Raw genomic sequence first — 24,571 nt, 5'->3', positions numbered from 1 at the left:
TCCTGATCGAGGTCCAGCGCCCGCCCCGCGGGGCTCCCCGCGGGGCGGGCGCTGGACCTCGATCAGGATGTTGCGGTCGGCGGTGTCGAGCTGCTCGCTCAGCCGGCGCTTCAGCCCTTCGAACCGGCCGCCGGCATAGGCGCCGGGCGACAGCGGCGGCGGCCGGTCCGGGCTCAGCTCCACCCGCAGGACCGGGTCGTCGATGGCGCGCACCACCCGCTCGCGCCCCTGCGGCGGCGTGCTCTCCACCAGCTGGACGATGGCGGTGATGCGCTGGATCAGCACGTTGGGACCGTGGATCGGCGGCCCCTCGCTGCGGTCGGTCAGATAGACCAGCGCGCTGATCGCCTGGGTCAGCAGCAGCGCCAGCACCACCGTCAGGGCGATGCGCGCGGCGAGGCTGTCGGGGAAGCGGAAGGGAAGCCGGCGGAAGGCGCCGCGGCGGCGGGCGAGCCTGGATTTGGCCGTTTCCGGCTGGGACTTGGCCGTTTCCGGCTGGGCGGTCATGGCGCCACACCGCCGTTGGAGACGGTGGGCGTGAAGAGGTAGCCGCCGCCGCGCACCGTCTTGATCAGCGTCGGGTCGGCCGGATCCGGTTCGATCTTGCGGCGCAGGCGGCTGACCTGCACGTCGATGGAGCGGTCGAAGGGCACCGCCGAGCGGCCGCGCGCCAGATCGAGCAGCTGGTCGCGGGTCAGCACGCGCTGCGGATGTTCGACGAAGGCGACCAGCAGGTCGTACTCTCCGGCCGACAGCTGGACCAGCACGCCGTCGGGCGAGCGCAGCTCCCGCTTGGTGAGGTCGAGCGACCAGCCCTCGAAGCGCAGCACCGTGCCGGCCGCCGCAGGCGCCCCCGCCACCGGCGGGGCGGAGACGCGGCGCAGCACCGCCTTGATGCGGGCCAGCAGCTCGCGCGGGCTGAAGGGCTTCGCCAGATAATCGTCGGCGCCCATCTCCAGCCCGACGATGCGGTCGGTCTCCTCGCCCATGGCGGTCAGCATGATGACGGGGGTCTGCGCCGTCTGCGGCGTCGCGCGCAGGCGGCGGCAGAGCGACAGCCCGTCCTCCCCCGGCAGCATCAGGTCGAGCACGATCAGGTCGACGCGGGCGCCGTCGAGCGTGCGCATCATCTCCGCCCCGTCCCGGACCCCGGTGACCCGGAAGCCGTGCTTGGTCAGGAACTGGGCGACGAGGGAGCGGATTTCGCGGTCGTCGTCGACGACGAGGAGGTGGGGCGTGCGGTCCATGGCCCCATGATCGGGTGCCACGCCGCGGGCGTGAAGGGGAAATGTGTAACGCCCGGTTACGGGAGGCCGGGCGGTTACACTCTGTTACCAAATGACCGGTTTGCGGACATTCGACCGCAACGTTCGGCGCCCATTGTCTGGTCATCGGGACAGCGGCGGCGATGAGGCCGGCACCGTCCCAGCGGAATAAGCCCCCTCCATCCGGGGTTTAGACAGCACCAACACACCGAGGAGTCGACACCATGAAACGCGCCCTTCTGACGTCCGCCCTGCTGGTCGCCGGTCTCGGCGTGGCCGTTCCGGTCTTCGCCCAGGGTGGTCCGCAGCCCGGCGGTCCCGGCCCGGCCGGCGGTCCCGACCGCCACTTCGCCCGCATGTGCGAGGACCAGGAGGCCCGTCTGGCCGGCAAGCTGGCCTATGCGGAGAAGAAGCTGAACATCACCGAACAGCAGCGCGCCGCCTGGACCAAGTTCGCCGACGCCGCCCGCTCCAGCCTGAAGCCGACGCAGGATCTGTGCGTCAAGTTCAAGGACACCCCGGCACCGGCAGCCCTGCCGCAGCGCCTTGAACGCGCCGAGCAGATGATGCAGGCCCACCTGCAGCAGGTCCAGACCGTCCGCCCGGCCCTGACCGACCTCTACGCCCAGCTGACGCCCGACCAGCAGAAGCAGGCCGACCGCATGCTGAACCCGGGACCGGGCGGCATGGGCGGCCACCATATGGGCCCGCACCATGGCGGCCCGGGCCATCACGGCATGGGTCCGGGCAAGGGCCCTGGTCCGGGGCCGGCGCCGGCACCGCAGGAGCCGCCCAAGGGCTGACGTAACAGACAGACTCCCGGCGGCGATCCCAAGCCCCCCAACGCAGCCGCCGTGAGCCCGAGGGCCGCCGAACCCCCATTCGGCGGCCCTTGTCGTATTTGGAAAAAGCGCCCTCCCCCGCCCCGGGAGAGGGACAGATGGCCATAAAGACAAGCCGCCGCTTGCATTGCGGCCCCGCGCACCCCAAAGCTTAACCCCATGACGTCCTCTCACGCTTCGGCGGGCGGCGGTCTCGGGCGGGGGGGCCGTGTGGTCGCCGTGCTGGGGCCGACCAACACCGGCAAGACCTATCTGGCGATCGAGCGCATGCTCGGTCACCGGTCCGGAATGATCGGCTTTCCCCTGCGCCTGTTGGCGCGGGAGAACTATGACCGCATCGTCGGGATCAAGGGGAAAAACGCGGTAGCACTGGTCACGGGGGAGGAGAAGATCCTGCCCCCCAACCCGTCCTACTGGGTCTGCACCGTCGAATCGATGCCGCTGGACCGCGCGGTCGATTTCCTGGCGGTGGACGAAATCCAGCTCTGCGCCGATCCCGAGCGCGGCCACATCTTCACCGACCGGCTGCTGAACGCCCGCGGCATGGTCGAGACCATGGTGCTGGGGTCCGATTCGATGCAGCCGATGATCCGCCGGCTGGTGCCGAAGGCGGAGTTCATCAGCCGGCCGCGCTTCTCGCAGCTGACCTATGCCGGGTACAAGAAGCTGACGCGGCTGCCGCCGCGCTCGGCCGTCGTCGCCTTTTCCGCCACCGACGTCTATGCCATCGCCGAGATGATCCGGCGCCAGCGCGGCGGCACCGCCGTGGTGCTGGGCGCGCTCAGCCCGCGCACGCGCAACGCGCAGGTCGGACTCTATCAGGCGGGCGAGGTCGATTATCTGGTGGCGACCGACGCCATCGGCATGGGGCTGAACATGGATGTCGACCATGTCGCCTTCGCCCGCATCGTCAAGTTCGACGGCTTCGCCCCGCGCCGCCTGCGCCCCGCCGAGGTGGCGCAGATCGCCGGTCGCGCCGGCCGCCACATGCGCGACGGCACCTTCGGCACCACCGACGAGGTGGGGGAGCTGGACGCCGACCTCGTCACCCGCGTCGAGAACCACGAGTTCGAGACGGTCAAGGCGCTGTCCTGGCGCAACAGCGATCTCCGCTTCGACACGCCGGGCTTCCTGCTGAAATCGCTGGAGGAACGCGCGCCGCTCCAGGAACTGTCCCGCGTGCGCGAGGCCGACGACCATCTGGCACTCCAGGCGCTGGTGCGCGATCCCGACATCATGGATCTGGCGCGCGGCCGCGACGCGGTCAAGCTGCTGTGGGAGGTCTGTCAGGTCCCCGACTTCCGCAAGGTGCTGTCGGATGCCCACACCAAGCTGCTCGGCCAGATCTTCCGCAGCCTGCGCACGCCGCTGCGCCGGCTGGACGACGATTGGGTGGCGAAGCAGATCGCCCGGCTCGACCGCACCGAGGGCGACATCGACGCGCTGGTCGCCCGCATCGCCCACATCCGCACCTGGACCTACATCTCCAACCGGCCGACCTGGCTGAAGGACCCGCTGCACTGGCAGGAACGCACCCGCGCCATCGAGGACCGGCTGTCCGACGCCCTGCACGAGCGGCTGACCCAGCGCTTCATCGACCGCCGCTCCGCCACGCTGGCCCGCACGCTGAAGGACGGGCGCTCCCTGCTGGGCGGCGTGCGCGCCGACGGCGAGGTGGTGGTGGAGGGGCATGTGGTCGGCAAGCTGGAGGGCTTCCGCTTCGTTCCCGACGCGCCCGACCGCTCCGACGAGGCGAAGTCGCTGCTGACCGCCGCCCGGCGGGCGTTGCGCGACGAACTCGCCAAGCGGCTGCGCGCCTTCGAGGCGGAGCCGGACGACGCCTTCGCGCTGGGGGCCGACGGGGTGCTGAGCGCCGACAACCTGCCGGTGGCGCGGCTGGCCGCCGGGCCGTCGGTGCTGGCGCCGCTGGTGGTGCCGTTCGACGACGGCATGCTGGATCAGACCCAGCGCGAGCGGGTGCGGGCACGGCTGGAGCGTTGGCTGAAAGACCACATCGCCGCCCGGCTGAAACCGCTCTTCGCGCTGTCCGCCGCGCAAGCCCTGTCCGGCGCCGGCCGCGGTCTGGCCTTCCAGCTGGTGGAGGGGCTGGGGGTTCTGCCGCGGCAGCCCGTCGCCGACATGGTCGAGCGGCTGGAGCGCGAGGACCGCAAGGCGCTGACCGGGCTGGGCGTCCGGCTGGGGGTGTCGCACCTCTATCTGACTGCACTCGCCAAGCCGGCGGCGGTGACGTTGCGCGGGCTGCTGTGGGCGGTGTCGAAGGGGCATCCGCTGCCGGTGCCGATCCCGCCGCCCGGCCGGGTGTCGGTCGAAGCGCCGCCATTGAAGGACGGCGGTGCGCCCCCCGGCTTCTGGGAGGCCATCGGCTATCCGCTGGCCGGCGGGCGGGCGCTGCGCGTCGACATGCTCGACCGGCTGGAGACCGAACTGCTGACCGCATCCAGGGCCAATGCACCGATCCGCGAGGTGGCGCTCGGCCAGCGCGTCGGCCTGTCGGCGGAGGAGCTGGGGGCGGTGCTGACCGGGCTCGGCTATGCCCGTGCGGAGGGCGAGGACGGGGCGGTGACCTGGAAGCGCAAGCGGCCCTCCCGCCAGCAGCAGGCGAACCGGCAGCGGCGGGAAAAGCCGACCAACGAGGACCACCCCTTCGCCAAGCTGCGGCAGCTTTCGGGGATGTAGGCGGCATGACGGACACAGGACACGGGACCAACAGACGGAAACGCCCATGAGCAACACCGCTGGCAACACCGACACCGAAGACTCCACCCCCGGCCGGCTGCGGATCGACAAGTGGCTCTGGTATGCGCGCTTCTTCAAGACGCGCAGCCTCGCCGCCAAGCTGTGCAACGACGGGGGCGTGCGGCTGTCGGGGGCGGTGGTGACCAAGGCGCATGCGGCGGTGAAGCCGGGCGACGTGCTGACCTTCGCCCAGGGGCGGCACATCCGCGTCATCAAGGTGGTGGCGCTGGGCAGCCGCCGCGGCCCGGCGCCGGAGGCCCAGGCGCTCTACGAGGATCTCGCCCCTCCCGTGCCGGAGGAGCGCCTGCAGGACCCCTATCGCGCGCCCTTCCAGCCGGCGGGTGCCGGCCGGCCGACCAAGCGCGACCGCCGGGCGATCGATGCGCTGCAAGGCGACGGGCCGATGGGCGATGGTTGGCAAAGTGAGACCGATTAGGCGGCGATGCTGATTGTTGCTCGAAAAAAGTGAGACCGCCTCTTAAACGGAGGCGGGACCACCCCCATCTGGGAAGGCTGGATAACCGACCAGATGCGACAAGCGAGCACGATCATGAGCGAGAAGACCCGACCTTCGAGCCTTTCCGCCCCCTCTTCAGCGAAGCGCGGCGCCCGCGCGGCGACCGCCGTGGCGGTTGCGCTGGTGATGGCGCTGGCCGCCGGAACCGCCGACGCCCGCGCCGGCAAGAGCAGCTCGTCCGGCAGCCGCGGCAGCCGCACGACCGAGGCGCCGGCCGCCACCTCCACCGCCCCCAATTCCGTGTCGCCGATGGAGCGTTCGACCGCTCCGGCGGCGTCGCCCGGCATGCAGCGCCCCGGCGCCGCGGCCACCGCCCCGGCCGCCGCCCCCTCGCGCGGCTTCTTCGGCGGCGGCTTCATGTCGGGCCTGATGGGCGGCCTGATCGGCGCCGGCATCGGCGCGATGCTGTTCGGCGGCGGCTTCTTCGAGGGGCTGGGCAGCTTCGCCGGCATCCTGGGCTTCCTGCTGCAGATCCTGCTGGTCGTCTTCCTGGTCCGTCTGGCCATGCGCTTCTTCCGCAACCGCTCGCAGACCGCGAACACCGCGGCCGGCGGCGGCCCGCTTGGTGGAAACCGGCCGGCCTATGCCGGCGGTCCGCAGGGCGAGCAGATGAACCGCGACGCGGCCGACGTCGGCTACAACCCGATGGGCAACCGCGGCATCGGCGCCGGAATGGGTGGCGGCAACGCCGGCCCGGCCCAGCGCCGTCAGGCTTCGGACGAGATCGGCATCCAGCCGGCCGACTTCGAGTCGTTCGAGCGGTTGCTCGTCACCGTCCAGACCGCCTACGGGCGTGAGGATGCCGACGCCCTGCGCGCCGCGACGACGCCGGAGATGTTCTCCTACTTCAGCGACGATCTGGCCGAGAACCGCAGCCGCGGCGTGGTCAACAAGGTCAGCGATGTCCGCCTGCTCCAGGGCGATCTGGCCGAGGGCTGGCGCGAAGGGGCGCAGGAGTACGCCACCGTCGCCATGCGCTTCGCGCTGACCGACGTCACGGTGGACCGCGCCAGCGGCCGGGTGATCGAGGGCAACGCCTCGCAGCCGACCGAGGCGACCGAGCTGTGGACCTTCGTCCGCCCGCGCGGCGGCCAGTGGCAGCTGTCGGCGATCCAGCAGGCCAGCTGAGGCCTCTGTTCCTCTGCAATGCGAAACGCCCCGGCCGATTGGCCGGGGCGTTTTCGTTTGTGCGGATTGTGCCCTCTCCCGCCCCGGGAGAGGGAGGGGACCCGCGCCGGAGGCGTGGGGAGGGTGAGGGGTGATCCGGACATGGATTTCTGATCCTTGCCTCACCCCTCACCCCTCCCATGCTTCGCATGGGCCCCTTCCCTCTCCCGGGGCGGGAGAGGGAGTCTCAGGCCGTCGGCAGAACCACCGCGTCGGCGGCGCGGAAGCCCAGCCGGGCGGTCTCGCCGGGGACGAAGGCCGGCTCCTGGCCCAGATGCGGCATCTGCACGGTCAGGCCGCCGTCGAGGAAGGCATTGACGAAGGCGCCCTCGAAGTCGCTGTGGCTGACGCGGGCGGTCAGGCTGTTGTCACCCTCGCCCGGCATCAGCCGTTCCGGCCGGACGAACAGGGTGGCGCGGTCGCCCACCGCCAGTCCCCGCGGGTTGCGCCCGCGCAAGGGCCCGAAGGCGCTGTCGAGCACCGCCCAGCCGTCGGCCGCCTGCGTCACCCGCCCGGCGAAGCGGTTCGCTTCGCCGACGAAGGACGCGACGAAGGCGGTTTCCGGATGGTCGTAGATGGTCTTGCCGTCGCCCACCTGCTCCAGCACGCCGCGCGACATCACGCCGATGCGGTCGGACATGGTGAGCGCCTCGCCCTGGTCATGGGTGATGTAGATGAAGGTGACGCCGGTGCGCTTCTGCAACTCGCGCAGCTCGGCGCGCATGTGCTGGCGCAGCTTGAGGTCGAGGGCCGACAGCGGCTCGTCCAGCAGCAGCACCGCCGGCTCCACCGCCAGCGCGCGGGCGATGGCGATGCGCTGGCGCTGGCCGCCGGACAGGTCGGTCACCCGCTTGTCCGCCGTGTCGGGCAGCGCCACCAGCTCCAGCAGCTCGCGCACCCGGCGCTTGCGGTCGGCCGACGGCACGCCGCGCACCTCCAGCCCGAAGCCGATGTTGTCCGCCACCGTCATCAGCGGGAACAGGGCCAGGTTCTGGAAGATCAGCGCGGTCGGCCGCTTGTTCGGCCCGATCCCCTTCATGTCCCGGCCGCCGATGCGGATGGCGCCGTCGGTCGGCTCCATGAAGCCGGAGATCATGCGCAGGATGGTGGTCTTGCCGCAGCCCGAGGGGCCGAGGAAGCTGAAGAACTCCCCCGCCCCGATGGTCAGCGAGACGTCGCGGACGGCGACGGTGTCGCCGAACCGCATGGTGACGTGGTCGAGTTGGACGTCTTGGCTCATGGCCCCTGCTGTGTGCGGATCACGCCGCCAGGAAACGATCCTGGTACTCGTTGCGAATGGAGACGTACCACGCCTCCTGGATCGGCCACCACCACAGCTTCTGCAGGGCGTCGCCGGGATAGGCGTCGGCGAAGAACTGCTTGTTCAGGTCGGTCAGGTGGGCCTCGGCGCCGACCGCGGTGCTGGAGATGCCGGAATGGTTGGTGTACAGCGCGCCGGCCTCGGGCGTGTAGAACCAGTTGATCCAGGCATAGGCGTTCTCCAGGTTCTCCGCCTTCTTCGGGATGGCGAAGCCTTCCATCCAGGCGAGCGCACCTTCCTTCGGCGCCACGAAGCGGACCGGCAGCCCTTCCTTGCGGAGCGCCACGGCGCTGCTGTCCCAGGTCTGGCCGATGACGCAGCCGTTGGTGCGGAAGGCGCCCTGGGCCTCGTTCTCGTTGGTCCAGAACTGGGCGACCGACTTCTTGTTGGCGGCGGCCACCTTCAGGATGGCGTCGAAGTTGGCGCGCGCCTTCGCCTCGTCCTTGAACTGGTCGCGGACTGGGTGCGGCAGCTTGCCCTGGCTTTCCAGCCACAGCGCGATGCCGATCAGCGAGGAATGGCCGCGCACCGTCACCTTGCCGGCGTTGGCCGGCGCCCACAAATCGCCGTAGCTGGCGGTGCCGTAGGCGAGCGGCGCCTTCTTCATGTCGTAGGCCAGCGCCTCCGTGCCCCAGTCGGCCGGGGCGAAATAGCGCTTGCCGCCGACGACGCCGCCCATGCCGGCGGAGCCCTCGACCGATGATTTCAGGCAGCCGTCCCACTTCACCTTCGCCTCGTCGATCGGCTGCACCAGCTCGAACTCGACATAGTTCGGCACGCGGTCGACGGTGGGGTGGATGATGTCGAAGCCGGCGCCGCCGGTCGCCTTCAGCTGGTTCAGCAGCTCGTCGTTGGTGCCGTATTCGGTCAGGGTCGCCTTGACGCCGGTCTTCTTCTCGAAGTCGGCCAGCATGTCCGGGCTGATGTAGCCGGCCCAGGAGAAGATCTTCACCGAACCCGACGCCGCCCGGCCCTCGCGCAGGACGAAGGGACCGACCGAGGCGACACCGGCGGCGGCGGCAGCGCTTTGCAGCAGCAGGCGGCGGGTGAAGCTCTTGGCGGCGCGCTGGGTCTCGGCGCTGGACCGCTGGGATTCGGTCTGGGCGTGATCGAGCGTGGTGTGAACGATCTTGGACATGACGTCCGGTCTCCCTGGCTCTTGGATGGCGTTTTATCGGATGGCGTTTTGTCAGGTTCCCCTGGCGGCAGCTTCGCGCAGCCCCGCTCAAGACGCAAAGTGTGCCTGAGATAAAAGCCGTCCGTCCATGGGGGAAGATGAAGCTCCGCCAAACTTCATAGAGCCGTCACATGGAAAAAAGGAGAACCCGGGAGGAGGATCGTCACATGACGTAGAAGCTCGCCTTCACCACCACGCCCTCGGCGCCCCGCAGCACGGTGCGGTTGCGGCCGCTGCGCTTGGCGAAATAGAGCGCCTCGTCGGCCTGGGTCATCAGGTCGGTGACCGAGACGGTGTCGCGGTCCAGGCACATGCCGATGCTGACGGTGAAGCCGAAGCCAGCGCCGCTGCCGGTCTCCACCGTCAGCTCGGCGGTGGAGCGGCGGATCGCCTCCACCCGCGCCAGCGCCCCCTCCAGGTCGCCGGAGGGCAGGCACAGGCAGAACTCCTCCCCGCCCAGCCGGCCGAGGAAGCCGCCGCCGGGCACCTGGGCGGCGCAGTGGTCGGCGAAGCGCTTCAGCGCGAGATCGCCGTTGCCGTGGCCGTGGGTGTCGTTGATCGCCTTGAAATGGTCGATGTCGAACATCGCGATCGCCAGCGGGGAGCCGGTCTCCTTCGCGGCGCGGTAGGCCTGCTCCAGCCGCTCCATGAAATGGCGACGGTTCAGCACGCCGGTCAGGTAATCGGTGTTCAGCATCTCCACCATCACCCGGTGCATGCGGGTGATGCGCTCGCCGGCGCGCACGCGGGCGCGCAGCATCGGCAGGTCGATGGGCTTGGCCAGGAACTCATCGGCGCCGGACTCGAAGGCCTCGACCCGCCGGGCGGTCTCGCTGTCGCCGGTCATCAGGATGGTGAATGTGCGGTGCTGGTCGTCCGCCGCCCGGACATGCCAGCACAGCTCCAGCCCGGTCATCACCGGCATTTCCAGATCGGTGATGAGGATGTGGATGTCGTGGCTGCGGTAGAGGGCGAGCGCCTGTCCGCCGTCCTTGGCAAGCAGAACACGATAGCCGGTGCTCTCCAGCTCTTCCCGGATCAGTTCGCGAAAGAAATTGGAATCGTCGGCGACAAGAACAGTCGTTTCCACCAGCACACCCATGTCGTCGGCGAAGAGTCCGTGCGCGCGGACCTTAACAGACTCCACGGTGCTATGGCATAGTGGCGTGGCAACACACCGTTACCGGTGGATCGAGCGCTCTTCAGCTTTCCAGCATGCGCCGCAGCAGCTCGACATCCTCGGCGAAGGACGGATCGGTGGCGCGCAGTTCGTCCACCTTCTTGACCGCATGCATGACCGTGGTGTGGTCACGGCCGCCGAACTTGCGGCCGATCTCCGGCAGGGAACGGGCGGTCAGCTGCTTGGCCAGATACATGGCGATCTGGCGCGGACGGGCCACCGCGCGGGCGCGGCGGGCGGAATGCATGTCGGCGACGCGGATGTTGTAATGCTCCGCCACCCGCTTCTGGATCTCGTCGATGGTGACGCGGCGGTCGTTGGCGCGCAGCAGATCGTGCAGCACCTCCTGCGTCGTCTCCAGCGAGATGGAGCGGCCGACCAGCTCGGCATGGGCGACGATGCGGTTCAGCGCCCCTTCCAGCTCGCGCACGTTCGACGTGATCTTGTGGGCCAGGAACTCCAGCACCTTCATCGGGATGCTGGCCTGGAGCGCGTCGGCCTTGGCCTGGAGGATGCCCAGCCGCAGCTCGTAGGTGGTCGGGTGGATGTCGGCGACCAGCCCCCAGCCGAGGCGGGAGCGCAGACGCTCCTCCATGCCTTCCAGGTCGGACGGGCTCTTGTCGGCGGAGATGATGACCTGCCGGTTCTGGTCGACCAGCGCGTTGAAGGTGTGGAAGAACTCCTCCTGGGTGCTGTCCTTGCCGCTGATGAACTGCACGTCGTCGATCATCAGCACGTCGACCGAGCGGAACTGCTGCTTGAAGGCCATCGTATCCTTGAAGCGCAGCGCCCGGATGAACTGGTACATGAACTTCTCGGCCGACAGGTACAGCACCTTGCGGTTCGGGTCGTTCTTGCGGATCTGCCAGGCCAGCGCGTGCATCAGGTGGGTCTTGCCCAGCCCCACCCCGCCATAGAGGAACAGCGGGTTGAAGGTCACGGTGGTGGCGTCGGCGACGCGCCTTGCGGCGGCATGCGCCAGCTCGTTCGGCTTGCCGACGACGAAATTCTCGAAGGTGAATCGCGGGTCGAGTGCGGCCGACAGGTCGGAGCGGTCCTCCAGAATCGCAGGCACCGCGGTCGGCGATTCGTCCGACGCCCCGCCATAGGAGGCCGAGGTGTAGACGGTGGACGGGGCAGGCTCGCCGGAGAATCCGGACGCCGACCCCGACGGCGCCCCCTGCGGCGGGGCGGGACGGGGAGCCGGGCGGGAGTCGGCGGCGCGCGAATCGAAGCCGCGCGCCTCGAATCCACGCGAATCGAAACCGCGGGGCGGGGCGGGACGGTCGTCGTCGATGTCGTCATTGTCGGCGACGAGTGCCGCCGGCGGATTCGTGGAGGCGACGATGACGTCGATCGACTGCACCTCCGGATTCTCGCCGGCCCAGAGGGCGCGGATGCGGTCGGCATAGTGGGTCAGCACCCAGTCGCGCATGAATCGCGTGGGCACGACGATGCACACCTCGCCGCCGATCAGGCTGGCGACGGACAGCGGCTGAAGCCAGCTCCGGTAGGCGATCTCGCCCACCTCTTCCTTCAGGCGTCCGCGAATGCGCGCCCACTGCTGATCCAACGACACGCCGACCGACATGCTCCCTTACCCCCGCTCCTTCCGCCGGCCGGCCAAAACCGGATGGCCGCCGTCTGGTCCAGCCCGAAAGATTCCGGGCAAGGAAAAACCGAACGGAACACTATATCCAAAAAGCACACGCAAGAGTCGACGGGATTGAAAATCCCGCCCCAGGCGCGACAGCTTGTAAGTAAAAGAAGATCGTGCGAACGACCGGGACTCAACAAGCCCTGATCCGGCGTAAGACCTTCAGTATTTCTCTGCTGTGTTCAGACGGACACAGAGTGTTGCATCACCCTATTTCGCCCGACCGAATGGACCAAAAGTCTAACCATGCTGCGGAAATCTGGCAATGGGACAGATGGCGAACGGGCCAAAAAGATAAAAACGTTCGCATTGACCGCATGACCGATCCCGAATCTCATACGCGACCCTCAGAACAATCTAAGACAATTGTCGAGCATCCGCATATTTACTTTAAACGCAAAAAGCCGCGCCCCGAGTCACGGGCGCGGCTTTTTGAAAGCAGCGTATGAAAGCTCTATCAGAGAGCCTTGATCGCAGCCGACAGACGCGACAGCTTGCGCGACACAGTGTTCTTGTGCAGCACGCCCTTCGACACGCCGCGCATCAGCTCCGGCTGAGCGGACTTGAACGCCTCGGCGGCGGCGGACTTGTCGCCGCTCTGGATCGCGCCCTCGACCTTCTTAACGAAGGAACGGATGCGGCTGACGCGGGCACGGTTGACTTCCGTGCGACGCTCGGTCTGACGAATGCGCTTTTCAGCGGACTTATGATTGGCCATGGAAACCCTACTCCGAACGACACGGCTGTCGTGATGCGAGCGCGCCTTATACGCGGCAGCGCACCGCGAGTCAAGGCGTGGACGCCCGATGATTTTGACTAATCGTACTTGAACGACATCTTGATGGGATCTGGACCGCCCCCCGCAAGATGCAGGGGACGGCTCCAGCGGCAGAGTCGAAGCTGGCGCGACGACTCAGCGGTTCTTCCAGCCGGCCTGGCGCTTCTCGGCGAATGCGGCCATGCCTTCCTTCTGGTCTTCGGTGGCGAAGGTCGAATGGAACAGGCGGCGCTCGAAGCGGATGCCCTCGGCCAGCGTCGATTCATAGGCGACGTTGACCGCCTCCTTCGCCATGGCGATGACCGGCTGCGACAGCGAGGCGATCTTGGTGGCGACCTTCACCGCCTCCTCGACCAGCTCGGCGGCCGGGACGATGCGGGAGACGAGGCCGCAGCGCTCGGCCTCGGCGGCATCGATCATGCGGCCGGTCAGGACCATCTCCATCGCCTTGGACTTGCCGACGAAGCGGGTCAGGCGCTGGGTGCCGCCGGCGCCGGGGATGGTGCCGATGGTGACCTCGGGCTGGCCGAACTTGGCGGTGTCGGCGGCCAGGATGAAGTCGGCCATCATCGCCAGCTCGCAGCCGCCGCCGAGCGCGAAGCCGGCGACCGCGGCGATGGTCGGCTTGCGGCACTTGGCCAGCCGCTCCCACTTCGCGGTGATGAAGTTGGAGTTGTAGACATCCATATAGGAGAAGCCGGCCATCTCCTTGATGTCGGCGCCGGCGGCGAACGCCCGCTCCGACCCGGTGACGACGATGGCGCCGATGGCGCTATCGGCCTCGAAGGCGTCCAGCGCCTGGCCCAGCTCGGTCACCAGCTGGTCGCACAGCGCGTTCAGCGCCTTCGGACGGTTCAGCGTGATCAGGCCGACCGGGCCGCGCGTCTCGACGAGGATGGTTTCATAGGACATGGTGGCGGACATGGCTGCAGCACTCTCCCGATGGGGCGAGCCCGGTTGCTTCCGGGACTCGTGGTTGTTGAGGTGTTGGGTTGCGGACTGGCGCGAGTATGGCGGGTGTTGCCGCGATCAGCGCGGCGTCAAAGTGAAGCGGACGGCGGTCCCGGCGGCGGCCTTCGCAGGCTTGATGCCCGGTTGGATGTTGGGCGGGAACTCCAGCCGCAGCTCCTCGCCCTCACGGACGAAGACGCGGTCGGCGGTCCGGCGCCAGCCCAGCTGCGGCAGGGTCTGGTCGTAGAAGGCCAGCACCGCCTGTCGCGGCACCTCGCCCGACAGCACGGCCTGGACGATCCGCCCGCCCGGCTTGTCGAAGACCAGCGGCTCCGATTCGGCGGACGCCAGCCCCGGCATCACCGGAACGTCGGTGGTGCCGGGGACGAAGGGCCCGGACTCGGCTGCGGCAAGCTGGGCTGCCAGTGCCGAAGGAATGGGAATGAGGAAGCTCCCCAGGCCCGCAACTGCGGGGCCGGCAAGGAGGAAAGCGGCGGACGCCGCCCGGAGCATGGCCGGTAGAGCCGTCATGCCCCAGCTATATCACCGTTGGCGCGCCGCACAAAAGAAAGTCGAGCGGCCTGACTGTACAATCCGCTGAACGCCCCCCGTCCGGGCGCGGTCGCAGTCGCAATCGGGGCAGCCCTCCCCCTCCCGGTCGTAGACGGCGAACTGGTGCTGGAAATAGCCCAGCTCCCCCGATGCCTGCCGGTAATCGCGAAGCGAGGAGCCGCCGGCGGCGATGGCGCGCTCCAGCACCTCGCGCACCGCGGCGGCGAGGCGGTCGACCTCCCCGGCGGTCAGGCTGGCGGCGGTCCGGGTCGGCAGGATGCCGGATCGGTAGAGCGCCTCCGACACATAGATGTTGCCCAAGCCGGCGACGATGCTCTGGTCGAGCAGGGCGGCCTTGATCGGGGTGATCTTGCCGGCCAGACGGCGGGCGAGGTCGGGGCCGGAGAATTCGTTGCCGAGCGGCTCCGGCCCCAGATTGCGCAGCATCGGGTGGTCGCCCAGCGCGTCGGCCACCGTCAGGTCCATCAACCCGAAGCGGCGGGCGTCGTTGAAGGTGACGATGGTGCCGGCATCGGTCTCGAACACCACATGATCGTGCTTGTCGAAGGCATCGGGCCGTTCCGGCGCGATGATCATGCGGCCGGACATGCCGAGATGGGCGATCAGCACGCCGCCGTCATCCAGATGCATCAGGATGTATTTGGCGCGCCGCCGCACCGCCTCGACCACGCGCCCGGTCAGCCTTTCGCAGAAGCGCGGCGGAAAGGGGGTGCGCAGGTTCGGCCGCCGCTGCTCCACACGGACCAGCCGCCGGCCTTCGAGATGCGGGGCGAGGCCCCGGCACACCGTCTCGACTTCGGGAAGTTCAGGCATCGGCAGAGTGTGGGGTGGGAGGGGGATTGGCGCAAGGGCGGTTGCTTGGAGAGTGCGGGAGCGGCGGGCAAGATGAACACGGATGTCACGGATTGAAGCACGGATTTCACGGATGTGGCGTCTCGAAGCCGCTGCCTCCGGGAAATGTGCAGGCGCCGCCAAGCTCAAGAAAAATCCGTGTAATCCGTGTCTAAATCCGTGACATCCGTGTCGATCTTGTCCCCTGCTCAGCGACTCCCCGAAACGCCCGTCACCGATACTCTTTAAACCGCTCGGTCGCCTGGATCAGCGCGGCGCGGATGCCGGGCTCCATGGCGGAATGGCCGGCGTCGGGGACGATGCGGTAGTCGGCCTCCGGCCAGGCGCGGTGCAGCGCGTCGGCGGAGATCACCGGGCAGACGATGTCGTAGCGGCCCTGCACAATCACCGCCGGCAGATGGCGGATGCGGTCGACGTCGCGCAGGAGCTTGTCCTCCGGCGTGAAGCGGTTGGAGCGGAAGTAATGCGCCTCGATCCGCGCCAGACCCAGGGCGTGGCGGTCCTCGCCGCTGGCCGCGATCAGGTCGGGCGATGGCAGAAGCGAGGAGCAGCTTCCCTCATAGATGCTCCACACCCGGGCCGCGGCCATGCGCACCGCCGGGTCGGACGAATCGAGCCGCCTCCAGAAGGCCTCCAGCAGGTCGCCGCGCTCGTCCTCCGGGATATGGCCGGCGAAGGCGGCCCAGGCCTCGGGGAAGAGGATGCGCATGGAGTAGAGGAACCAGTCGATCTCGCTCTTCCGCATCAGGAAGATGCCGCGCAGGATCAGCCCCAGGCAGCGGTCCGGATGGGTCTGGGCATAGGAGAGCGCCAGCGTCGAACCCCAGGAGCCGCCGAACAGGTGCCAGCGCTCGATGCCGAGATGGCGGCGCAGCGTCTCGATGTCCTCGACCAGCCGTTCGGTGGTGTTCTCGCGCGTTTCGCCCAGCGGGGTGGAACGGCCGGCGCCGCGCTGGTCCATCACGATGATGCGGTAATGGGCGGGATCGAAGAAGCGGCGGTGGGTGGGCGAGGCGCCGGCCCCCGGACCGCCATGCAGGAACATCACCGGCACGCCGCGCGGGTTGCCCGCCTGCTCCCAATAAACCGTGTGGATCCCGTCGACGGCGATCGTGCCGTTCTGGAACGGGTCGATGGGCGGATAGAAGTCGCTGCGGGGCATGGCCATGCATCCAGTGGTGCGGGCCCCAAGTGTAGAGGAGCCACCATGGCTTGCGCCAGCGCGACGAGGCTCATAAGCGGAACCCCAAACGACAAAGGCCGCCCGGAGGCGGCCTTGCATGTCGATCATTGTGCTCTTGGAGGATGGCGCGCCCGAAGAGATTCGAACTCCTGACCCTCAGATTCGTAGTCTGATGCTCTATCCAGCTGAGCTACGGGCGCCTTATCCACAGAACTTACTGCCAAACGTCTCGCCGTCGAAGTCTCCCCCGGCGTCGAGGCGCGCAACCTACTCAAATCCGTCATCGAAGGCAAGCGATTTTCGCGAAGAAAAACACCGGCGCCGAGCGGCGGATTTCGACGAAGTCCCAGACGACAAAGGCCACCCAGGAGGTGGCCCGTGTGTCGAACGGGAAGGATGGCGCGCCCGAAGAGATTCGAACTCCTGACCCTCAGATTCGTAGTCTGATGCTCTATCCAGCTGAGCTACGGGCGCTTTATCCATCGTCTGTCCCGGCGTCGGCGGCAGGCCGTCGGCGTCGAGGCGCGCAACATACTCAGAAGCCCCCTGCCCCGCAAGCGCTTTTTTCACGAATTTTCGCCCCGGCCGGGAGCCCCCTGCGGCAGCCCCTGCGACGCCCCCTGCGACCGTGGGTCCCGGACGGCCGAATCGCCCCGGATTGCCGGGCGGCGGCGGCTGGGTTATACAGTCCACTTGCTGTTTTTGGAGAGTCAGTACCGTGGCCGAAGCCCCCTTCAACAAGCATTTCCCGGTGTCCTGGGAAGAGCTCCACCGCAATGCCAAGGCGCTGGCCTGGCGCCTGATCGACCGCGGCCCGTGGAAGGGCATCATCGCGATCACGCGCGGCGGCATGGTTCCCGCGGCGATCATCGCGCGCGAGCTTGAGATCCGCATGATCGACACCGTCTGCGTCTCCAGCTATGACCACCAGCAGCAGCGCAACGCGACGATCCTGAAGGGCGTCGAAGGCGCCAACGCCGGCGACGGCGAGGGCTGGCTGATCATCGACGACCTGGTGGACACCGGCAAGACGGCGGAGATCGTGCGCAAGATGCTGCCGAAGGCGCATTTCGCCACCGTCTACGCCAAGCCGGCCGGCCGGCCGCTGGTCGACACCTTCATCACCGAAGTCAGCCAGGACACCTGGATCCACTTCCCCTGGGACATCGAGCTGCAATTCTCGCAGCCGATCGCCAAGCAGCGGAACGGCTGACCGGCGCCCTGGACCGGCGGCCCCAGAGCGGGGCGCGGCCTTCCCGTCCGGCCCCATCCGGGCGGGGAGGCCGCAACCGGTTCATTACATAAAAATTTACAGTTTGCGTCCTAAATGACGCGCGGCGGAGCGCCTGCGCCCGCCGACGCCTTCAACATCGCGTGGCGGCCCGCGCATGAGCGACGAATTGACCGGCGACCTGCGCCCGGATGAGCTGCATCAGGAAGACCTGCGCCAGAAGATCGACGCCCTGGTGACGCGGCTGCCGGCCAGCCTCGTCTACAGCCTGCTGAGCGAGATCGAAGGCATGGACAGCGAGCCGACCGACCGGGTCCAGCTCGTCCGCCAGTATGTCATCGAGTATCTGAACCGCCAGCGCACCAACCGCGCCCGCCGCCTGTTCACCAACCTGTTCGAAGCCTTCCTGATCGACGACGACGTGCTGTACCATTCCGGCGTCTCGATCCCCGGCATGCTGCAACGGGTCGATGTCGGCGCCCTGTGGGAGGCGCTGAGCCGCGACGCCTTCCCCCTGCTGGCGGTCGAGGCGCAGGAAACGCTGGACGAGATGGCGCGCGGCGACGTGATCGACCGCATCCTGCGCTCCCCCGTCGCCATGGTGATGAAGGAGCGGATGCGCGTCGCGTCGGTGAAGCATCTCGACGCCGTGCTGGCGAACAAGAAGGCGGCGGACGAGCTGCTGGCCGGCATGTCGCGCAACCGGCCGCGCCGCACCCGCCTGATGTCGGGCTTTCTGGAAAAGACGCCGCACATCGACCTCGCCACGCTGCGGCTGATGCATCTGGTCCTGACAGGCGCAGAAGGGCCGGTGAAGCCGGTCGCCGACCGGCTGGAGGATTTCCCCGCCAGTTGCAGCAGCGAGATGGAGGCGAACCGGCTGGCCGACCTGCTGCTGGACGCCACCGAATCGCTGCGCGACCGCTGCGGCGACGATCTGGCGGCCATGCTGCCGCTGTCGGTGCTGTCGGTGAAGCGCAACTATCCGGTGGCGGCGCTCTATATCCGGCAGAGCGGCGTCGATCCCGGCCGCGGCGACGCCATGACCGCGGCGCTGACCGGCCATTTCATCGGCGTCACCCGCGCGCTGACCGCGGCGCTGAGCGTCGTCCTGAAGCTGAACGAGCGGGTCCCCGGCTCCGCCATCCGGCCCAGCGCCAAGGAGAAGGCGCGGCTGGAGGCGCTGGTGCAGCGGCTGGACCAGCTGGTCCACGCGGCGACCTCGGCCGGCCTGATGGAGGACCGGCGCAGCGAGCCGGCCTTCCGCAATGCCTGGACCCAGGCGGCGAAGATCATCGGCAGCCGCGTCGCCGCGGTGGCGATGGAACGCTCCGCCCAGGCCGCCGCCGCCCGGCGCCAGCCGGTGATCGACCATGCCGACATCGTCTGGCTGGACCGGCTGCTGTGGCGCTGGCAGGCGATGTCGCGCGACTTCGGCTTCGAGACCTACGATCTGGTGAAGTGGCGCGAAACCCTGCTGGAGGAGCTGCGCGCCAACGTCGAGAAGGCGATGAAGTTCGAGGACGCCGACCCGCTCGACGAGCGGATGGAGCATCTGCTGCGCATCAACGCCATCGCCGGCGTGTTCGGCCAGCGGGTCAGCGCCTGGATTCCCACCTTCAGCCACAACATGACCCGCCTGCTGTCGCACCGCCTGGAGCGCGGCGGCGCGCTTGGCGGCGACGAGCAGGCGATCATCGACGACCTCGTCGCCACGGCGCGCACCGAGGTGGGCAAGTCGCGCTATTGGAAGAGCAACGAGCTGATGGACCTGATCGAACTGTCGGAGCGGACACGGCAGACGGGGTGAGCCCTGCCTCTCACATCACCCCGGCTCATAGTATCCCGGACGACCGGTGCCGCGGGTCGAGCCAGTCGCGCAAGCCATCCCCCAGCATCGTCAGCCCCATGACGCAGAGCGCAATCGCGATGCCGGGAAAGACCGCCTGCAACGGGGCGGTGAACAGGTGGGTCTGGGCGTCGCCCAGCATCTTGCCCCAGCTGGGGCTGGGCGGCTGGATGCCGAGGCCGAGATAGCTCAGCGCCGCCTCGTTGACGATGGCGACGGCGAACAGGATCGTGGCCTGGACCACGACGATGCCGGCGATGTTGGGCAGCACATGCACCAGCGTCACCGACAGCGGTCCCCGCCCCAGCGCCAGCGCCGCCCCGACGAACGGACGCCGCCACACCGCCAGCGCGGCACCGCGGGCAACGCGGGCCAGCACCGCGGCGTTGAACAGGGCCAGCGCCACGACAACGTTGATCGCCCCGGCGCCCAGGGCGGCGGTCAGCAGGATCGCCGTCAGCACGGCGGGAAAGGCGAAGACCAGATCGCCCAGCCGCGCCACCGCCTCGTCCCCCCAGCGCCCGAGCGCGGCAGCCAGCAGCCCCAGCGGCACCCCGCCCAGCAGCCCCAGCCCGACCGCCGCCGCGCCGACGGCCAGAGAGTTGCGGGCGCCGACCATGATCATCGACAGCACGTCCCGCCCGAAATGGTCGGTGCCGAGCCAGTGGGCGGCAGTGGGCGGCTTCAGCCGGGCGATCACCCGCACCTGCTCCGCCGGATAGGGCGTCCACAGCAGCGACAGGAGCGCCATGGCGACCAGCAGCAGGGTCAGCCCGGCGCCGAGATGGAGGGAGAGCGGAAGGCGGCGCTTCACGACGCTCCTCCGTTCCCTGTTGCCGGGGGCCGTGGGTCGGCCAGCGCGCAGGCGATGTCGACCAGGGCGTTCACCAGCACGACGAACAGCGCCAGCAGCACGACCACCCCCTGCACCACGATCAGGTCGCGCTGGCCGATGGCCTGATAGAGCAGCCGGCCCAGCCCCGGCAGGGTGAAGACATTCTCCACCACCACAGCACCCGCCACCAGGAAGGAGATCTGCAAACCCAGCACCGTCGCCACCGGGATCAGGGCGTTGGGCAGGGCATGGCGCAGCAGGACGGCCATGCGGCCCACCCCCTTGGCGCGGGCGGTGCGGATATGGTCCTCGCCCAGCGTGTCGAGCACGGCGGTGCGGGTGACGCGGGCGAGGATGGCGGCCTCCGGCACCGCCAGCGCCAACGCCGGCAGCACCAGCGCCTGCAATGCCGGGCCGACGCCGGCGCTCCAGCCGGGAAAGCCGCCGGCCGGGAACCAGTGCAGGGTCAGCGAGAACAGCAGGATCAGCAGGATGGCGATCCAGAAGCTGGGCATCGACACGCCGAGCTGCGCGAAGCCCAGCACCGCCCAGTCGCTCCCCCTGCCCCGCCGCGCCGCCGCCAGCAGCCCGAGCGGCAGGGCCAGCATTGTGCTGAGGACGAGCGACAGCAGGGACAGCGGCAGGGTCACCGCTAGCCGCTCCGCCACCAGATCGGCCACCGGGCGGGCATAGGTCAGGCTGACGCCGAGATCGCCGCGCGCCAGCCCGCCGGCCCAGTGCAGGTAGCGGGTAAGGATGGGCTGGTCGAGGCCCATCTGGCTGCGCAGGGCCGCCAGCGTGTCGGGCTGGGCATTGATGCCCAGCATCAGCAGCGCCGGGTCGCCGGGAACCAGCTGCAGCACCGTGAAGACCACGATGGTGGCCAGCCAGACGGTGACGGTCAGGCTGACCAGCCGTCGCAGCAGGAACGCAAGCACGCGGGGGCTATCCTTACTTGGCCAACTCGATTTGCCTCGCCGTCACTTCCAGGAAACGCCGGTGACGTCGTTGGCCTGGACCGGGCGGTTCACCCACATGCCGCTGAGGTTCGCCTTCTGCACCGTCACCGACGGCAGCATGAAGAGGAAACCGTTGACCGCATCTTCCGCCAGCAGCCTCTGCTCCTCGCCGTAGAGGGCGTTGCGCTTCGCCGGATCCTGGGTGCGGTTCAGCTCGTCGTTGAGGGCGTTGAAGCGCTCGCTCCGGTAATTGAAGTAGTAGTCGGGCCGGGCGTAGATGTCGATGTCCAGCGGCTCGGTATGGGCGATCATGGTCAAATCGTAATCCTTGCCCTTGAACGTCTTTTCCAGCCAGGCCGCCCACTCCACCGGCTCGATCTTCGCCCGGATGCCGACCTCGGCCAGCATGGCGGCGACCAGTTCGCCGCCGCGGCGCGCGTAGGGCGGCGGCGGCAGGCGCAGCGTGGTGTCGAAACCGTTGGGATATCCGGCTTCGGCCAGCAGCGCCTTCGCCCTGGCCGGATCGTAGGGGTAGAGGCCGGTCAGGTCGACATAGCCTTCGCGGTGCGGCGGGAAATGGCTGCCGATGGCGACGCCGTTGCCGTAGAGCACGCCCTCGATCAGCGTCTGGCGGTCGATGGCATGGGCCATGGCGCGGCGGACGCGGACATCGTCGAAGGGCTTGCGGGCATTGTTGGTCGACAGCAGCGTCTCGCCCTCCGTCGAGCCGACCATGACCGTGAAGTTCGGGTCGTTGCGGAATTCCGGCAGCGCCTCGTAGGTGCTGAACAGGGTGAAGGCATCGATGTCGCCGGCCTTCAGCGCCGCCACCTGGGCGGCGGGGTCGCTAATGAAGCGGAAGGTGACGCGGTCGATCTTCGGCTTCGCCCCGTCATAATCGGGGTTGCGCACCAGCACGACGCGGTCGCCGGCGACCCAGCGGTCGAACTTGAAGGGGCCGGTGCCGACGGGCTTCTGCTTGTTGGTCGCCGCCGATTCCGGGGCGACGATGGCGGCGTCGCCGCTCGCCATGTGGAACAGGAACAGGCCGTCGGGGCGCGACAGGGTGACGACCGCCGTCTGCGGGTCCGGCGTCTCCACCTGGGCGATGGGGGCGAAATAGGCCTTCTGCGCGTTCACCGACTCGGCGGCGCGGGCGCGGTCGAGCGTGAACTTCACGTCGGCGGAATCGGCGGTCGTGCCGTCGTGGAACTTCGCGTTGGGACGCAGGCTGAAGCGGTAGGTCAGCCCGTCTTCCGACACGCTCCAGCGCTCCGCCAGTCCGGGCACCAGCCTGCCGTCGGCATCGACGCGCAGCAGCGGCTCGAACAGGTTGGCGTAGGTGACTTCCTTGATCGCCCCGGCCGCACCGGCGCTGGGGTCCAGATGCGGCGGCTCCAGCGCCATGCCGACGACGAGGTCGGTGCGCGGCTGGGCCAGCGCCGCCTGCGATGCGGCGGCCAGCGCCAGCGCGGCGGTGGCAATGGCGGCGGCGGCAAGGGTGAGGCGCTGCTTGGCGGTCGGCATGGTTGGCAAACTCCCCCGTCTCGTCGTTACCGACGTTGTCTTTGCCGCGATGATGCGGTGCGGCGAGGGAGAGCGCAAGGGAAGCCGCCTGCCGTTTTCATTGTCCCGTCCGCTATTCCACCCACCAGCTTTCCAGCATCGGACCGTAGAGCGGGGTGACGGCGGGACGGTGCAGGGTCGCCCAGCGGGCGATGCGGTCGACCGGGCTGTGATAGAGCGGCACCATGTAGTGTCCCCACAGCAGGACACGGTCGAGCGCCCGCACCCGGCCGACCAGGGCGTCGCGCGTGGTGGCGGCGGCGATGGAGCGGGCCAGCGCATCGACCACCGGGTCGCGGATGCCGGCAAGGTTGCGACTACCCTCCTGTCCGGCCGCATCGGATCCGTAATAATAGAGCTGCTCGTTGCCCGGCGACAGGCTGGACGCCCACCAGCGCATGGTCATATCGAAATCGAAACGCTCCAGCCGGGCCTGGAACTGGGCGCTGTCCACCGTGCGGACGCGGGCCGCGATCCCCAGCGGCTCCAGCGAGCGGGCGAACTCCAGCGCCACCCGCTCCTCCGACGGATCGGACAGCAGGATTTCGAAGGCGAAACGGTTTCCGGCATCGTCGGTCAGCCGGCCGTCGCGCACCCGCCAGCCGGCCTGCTCCAGCAGCCGCAGCGCCTCGCGCCGGTTGGCGCGCAGGCCGCCATTGCCGCCGCCGGTCCCGTTGTCGGGCAGGGTGAAGGGCTTGGTGAAGAGATCGGGCGGCAGGCGGTCGCGGAAGGGCGTGAGCGCCTGCAATTCCTCACCCTGCGGCAGGCCCTGGGCGGCAAGCTCGGAGTTGGGATAGTAGCTGGCGGTGCGGGTCAGCAGGCCGTGGAACAGGCTGCGGCCGATCCAGTCGAAATCCGGCGCCATCCCGAGCGCCTGGCGGACCCGGACATCGGCGAAGAGGGGGCGGCGGGTGTTGAAGATCAGGCCGCGCGCCGGCTCGGGGCGGTGGTTGGGCAGTTCCTCCCGGACGATGCGGCCGTCACGCAAGGCGGGTCCGTCGTAGCCGGTGGCCCATTTTGCCGGATCGCTTTCGTAACGAACGTCTCCCTGCCCCGCCTTGAAGGCTTCCAGCGCCACCGAATCGTCGCGGTAATAGTCGAACTCCAGCCGGTCGGCATTGAACTGCCCAACACGGACCGGCAGGTCGCGGCCCCAATAGTCGCGGACCCGCTCATAGACGATGCGGCGGCCGGGATCGACGGAGGCGACGCGGTAGGGGCCACTGCCCAGGATCGGCTCCAGTGTCGTCCGGCTGAAATCGCGCCCTGCCCAGAAGGCTTTGGAGTGGATCGGCATCAACCCCATCAGCAACGGCATCTCGCGGTCGATGCTGCCGTCGGGGTTGGGGGCGAAGGCGAAGCGGACGGTCTGCGGGTCGGGCGCCTCGGCCGCCGTGACCTTGGCGTAGAACAGGCGGCGGTTGGGGGTGCCGTCCCGTCGCTGCACCTCCAGCGAGAACAGCACGTCGGCGGCGGTCAGCGGCGTGCCGTCCTGCCAGCGCGCCTTCGGGTCGATGTGGAAGGTGACGGCGGAGCGGTCGTCCGCCACCTCGACCCGGTCGGCCAGCAGCCCGTAGAGCGAGAAGGGTTCGTCCCACGAGCGCGTCAGCAGCGTCTCGAAGACATAGCCCATGCCCAGCGCCGGCACGCCCCTGACGATGTGCGGGTGCAGGCTGTCGAAGCTGCCGGTCACCGCCTGCCGGATGGTCCCGCCCTTGGGTGCCGCCGGGTTGACGTAGGGAAGGGCGGTGAAGTCCGGCGGCAAGGCCAGATCGCCATGCATGGCGATGCCGTGATGCGGCGAGTCCGCCGAAGCCGGATGGGGCGCCAGCATGGCCGGAAGAGTGAAAAGAAGGATGATCGGAAGGAGGATAGGACGGGGCATGACCGGCAGGGTTGCCGCTTTGCCGC

20 protein-coding genes, 2 tRNA genes and 1 pseudogene are annotated in these 24,571 nt (G+C 68.8%); 6 read left to right on the top strand and 17 right to left on the bottom strand.

The window, feature by feature from the left end:
* Together GBZ48_RS28480 and GBZ48_RS28475 are read right to left on the bottom strand one after the other, a co-directional pair.
* A pseudogene (locus tag GBZ48_RS28480) lies at positions 1–507 on the bottom strand (ATP-binding protein); the annotation flags it as partial.
* Complete coding sequence (locus GBZ48_RS28475) at positions 504–1,247, bottom strand: response regulator (protein ID WP_098740737.1); 744 nt, start codon at positions 1,245–1,247, stop codon at positions 504–506. The pseudogene GBZ48_RS28480 and the gene GBZ48_RS28475, both read right to left, overlap by 4 nt.
* A 242-nt stretch (positions 1,248–1,489) precedes the next feature.
* On the opposite strand from GBZ48_RS28475, the gene GBZ48_RS28470 reads away from it, so the two are divergent.
* The 4 genes from GBZ48_RS28470 to GBZ48_RS28455 all read left to right on the top strand — a co-directional run bounded on the left by GBZ48_RS28470 (position 1,490) and on the right by GBZ48_RS28455 (position 6,509).
* Positions 1,490–2,068: a Spy/CpxP family protein refolding chaperone gene (locus GBZ48_RS28470; RefSeq protein ID WP_174474118.1), complete on the top strand. Its 579-nt coding sequence runs from the start codon at positions 1,490–1,492 to the stop codon at positions 2,066–2,068.
* A gap of 198 nt (positions 2,069–2,266) precedes the next feature.
* The gene (locus GBZ48_RS28465) at positions 2,267–4,804 is read left to right on the top strand and encodes a helicase-related protein (protein WP_174474117.1); all 2,538 of its coding nucleotides are present in this window, start codon (positions 2,267–2,269) and stop codon (positions 4,802–4,804) included.
* Between the two features lie 46 nt (positions 4,805–4,850).
* The gene (locus GBZ48_RS28460; protein WP_174474116.1) at positions 4,851–5,300 is read left to right on the top strand and encodes an RNA-binding S4 domain-containing protein; all 450 of its coding nucleotides are present in this window, start codon (positions 4,851–4,853) and stop codon (positions 5,298–5,300) included.
* A 114-nt stretch (positions 5,301–5,414) separates the two neighbouring features.
* Positions 5,415–6,509, top strand: coding sequence for a Tim44 domain-containing protein (locus GBZ48_RS28455; RefSeq protein WP_174474115.1), 1,095 nt, complete (start codon positions 5,415–5,417; stop codon positions 6,507–6,509).
* A 226-nt stretch (positions 6,510–6,735) separates the two neighbouring features.
* Here the strand turns inward: GBZ48_RS28455 and GBZ48_RS28450 are convergent, their stop codons facing one another.
* From GBZ48_RS28450 to GBZ48_RS28400, 11 genes are all read right to left on the bottom strand, one after another.
* Positions 6,736–7,788, bottom strand: a complete 1,053-nt coding sequence (locus GBZ48_RS28450; RefSeq protein ID WP_174474114.1) for an ABC transporter ATP-binding protein — start codon at positions 7,786–7,788, stop codon at positions 6,736–6,738.
* A 19-nt stretch (positions 7,789–7,807) separates the two neighbouring features.
* On the bottom strand, positions 7,808–9,007 hold the full coding sequence (locus GBZ48_RS28445; RefSeq protein WP_174474113.1) for an extracellular solute-binding protein: 1,200 nt from the start codon (positions 9,005–9,007) through the stop codon (positions 7,808–7,810).
* Between the two features lie 202 nt (positions 9,008–9,209).
* Positions 9,210–10,193 (bottom strand): diguanylate cyclase, encoded by a 984-nt coding sequence (locus GBZ48_RS28440; RefSeq protein ID WP_174474112.1) that lies wholly within the window; start codon positions 10,191–10,193, stop codon positions 9,210–9,212.
* Positions 10,194–10,248: 55 nt separating this feature from the next.
* Complete coding sequence (dnaA, locus tag GBZ48_RS28435; RefSeq protein ID WP_174474111.1) at positions 10,249–11,817, bottom strand: chromosomal replication initiator protein DnaA; 1,569 nt, start codon at positions 11,815–11,817, stop codon at positions 10,249–10,251.
* Positions 11,818–12,340: 523 nt separating this feature from the next.
* Positions 12,341–12,601 carry a 30S ribosomal protein S20 gene (gene rpsT / locus GBZ48_RS28430; RefSeq protein WP_109095874.1) on the bottom strand — a complete coding sequence of 87 codons (261 nt, stop codon included), beginning with the start codon at positions 12,599–12,601 and terminating at the stop codon, positions 12,341–12,343.
* Positions 12,602–12,796: 195 nt separating this feature from the next.
* Entirely contained in the window at positions 12,797–13,573 is a 777-nt protein-coding gene (locus GBZ48_RS28425; RefSeq protein ID WP_174474120.1) for an enoyl-CoA hydratase, read from the bottom strand.
* 117 nt (positions 13,574–13,690) lie between these two features.
* Positions 13,691–14,143, bottom strand: coding sequence for a hypothetical protein (locus tag GBZ48_RS28420; protein WP_174474110.1), 453 nt, complete (start codon positions 14,141–14,143; stop codon positions 13,691–13,693).
* Positions 14,144–14,155: 12 nt separating this feature from the next.
* The gene (gene mutM, locus GBZ48_RS28415; protein ID WP_174474109.1) at positions 14,156–14,998 is read right to left on the bottom strand and encodes a bifunctional DNA-formamidopyrimidine glycosylase/DNA-(apurinic or apyrimidinic site) lyase; all 843 of its coding nucleotides are present in this window, start codon (positions 14,996–14,998) and stop codon (positions 14,156–14,158) included.
* Positions 14,999–15,248: 250 nt separating this feature from the next.
* The gene (pip, locus tag GBZ48_RS28410) at positions 15,249–16,199 is read right to left on the bottom strand and encodes a prolyl aminopeptidase (protein WP_174474108.1); all 951 of its coding nucleotides are present in this window, start codon (positions 16,197–16,199) and stop codon (positions 15,249–15,251) included.
* A gap of 144 nt (positions 16,200–16,343) precedes the next feature.
* A tRNA-Arg gene (locus GBZ48_RS28405) sits at positions 16,344–16,420 on the bottom strand.
* A gap of 197 nt (positions 16,421–16,617) precedes the next feature.
* Positions 16,618–16,694 (bottom strand) — tRNA-Arg (locus GBZ48_RS28400).
* A 244-nt stretch (positions 16,695–16,938) separates the two neighbouring features.
* Between GBZ48_RS28400 and gpt the strand changes: the two genes are divergently transcribed.
* Positions 16,939–17,433, top strand: coding sequence for a xanthine phosphoribosyltransferase (gene gpt, locus GBZ48_RS28395; RefSeq protein ID WP_042693907.1), 495 nt, complete (start codon positions 16,939–16,941; stop codon positions 17,431–17,433).
* A 175-nt stretch (positions 17,434–17,608) separates the two neighbouring features.
* Positions 17,609–19,261 carry a hypothetical protein gene (locus GBZ48_RS28390; protein WP_174474107.1) on the top strand — a complete coding sequence of 551 codons (1,653 nt, stop codon included), beginning with the start codon at positions 17,609–17,611 and terminating at the stop codon, positions 19,259–19,261.
* Between the two features lie 25 nt (positions 19,262–19,286).
* On the opposite strand, the gene GBZ48_RS28385 is transcribed toward GBZ48_RS28390, so the two are convergent.
* From GBZ48_RS28385 to GBZ48_RS28370, 4 genes are all read right to left on the bottom strand, one after another.
* Positions 19,287–20,114, bottom strand: coding sequence for an ABC transporter permease subunit (locus GBZ48_RS28385; RefSeq protein ID WP_174474106.1), 828 nt, complete (start codon positions 20,112–20,114; stop codon positions 19,287–19,289).
* Positions 20,111–21,073 (bottom strand): ABC transporter permease subunit, encoded by a 963-nt coding sequence (locus GBZ48_RS28380; protein WP_174474105.1) that lies wholly within the window; start codon positions 21,071–21,073, stop codon positions 20,111–20,113. Before GBZ48_RS28380 ends, GBZ48_RS28385 begins: the two co-directional genes overlap by 4 nt.
* Before the next feature lie 42 nt (positions 21,074–21,115).
* A complete protein-coding gene (locus tag GBZ48_RS28375; RefSeq protein ID WP_174474104.1) occupies positions 21,116–22,621 on the bottom strand; it encodes an ABC transporter substrate-binding protein in 1,506 nt (501 codons plus the stop codon).
* Between the two features lie 112 nt (positions 22,622–22,733).
* On the bottom strand, positions 22,734–24,494 hold the full coding sequence (locus tag GBZ48_RS28370) for an extracellular solute-binding protein (RefSeq protein ID WP_246307523.1): 1,761 nt from the start codon (positions 24,492–24,494) through the stop codon (positions 22,734–22,736).
* Positions 24,495–24,571: the final 77 nt, after the last annotated feature.

Origin of the sequence: Azospirillum melinis, assembly GCF_013340935.1 — a bacterium.
GTDB lineage: Bacteria > Pseudomonadota > Alphaproteobacteria > Azospirillales > Azospirillaceae > Azospirillum > Azospirillum melinis.
This window is presented reverse-complemented; position numbering and strand designations above follow the sequence as displayed.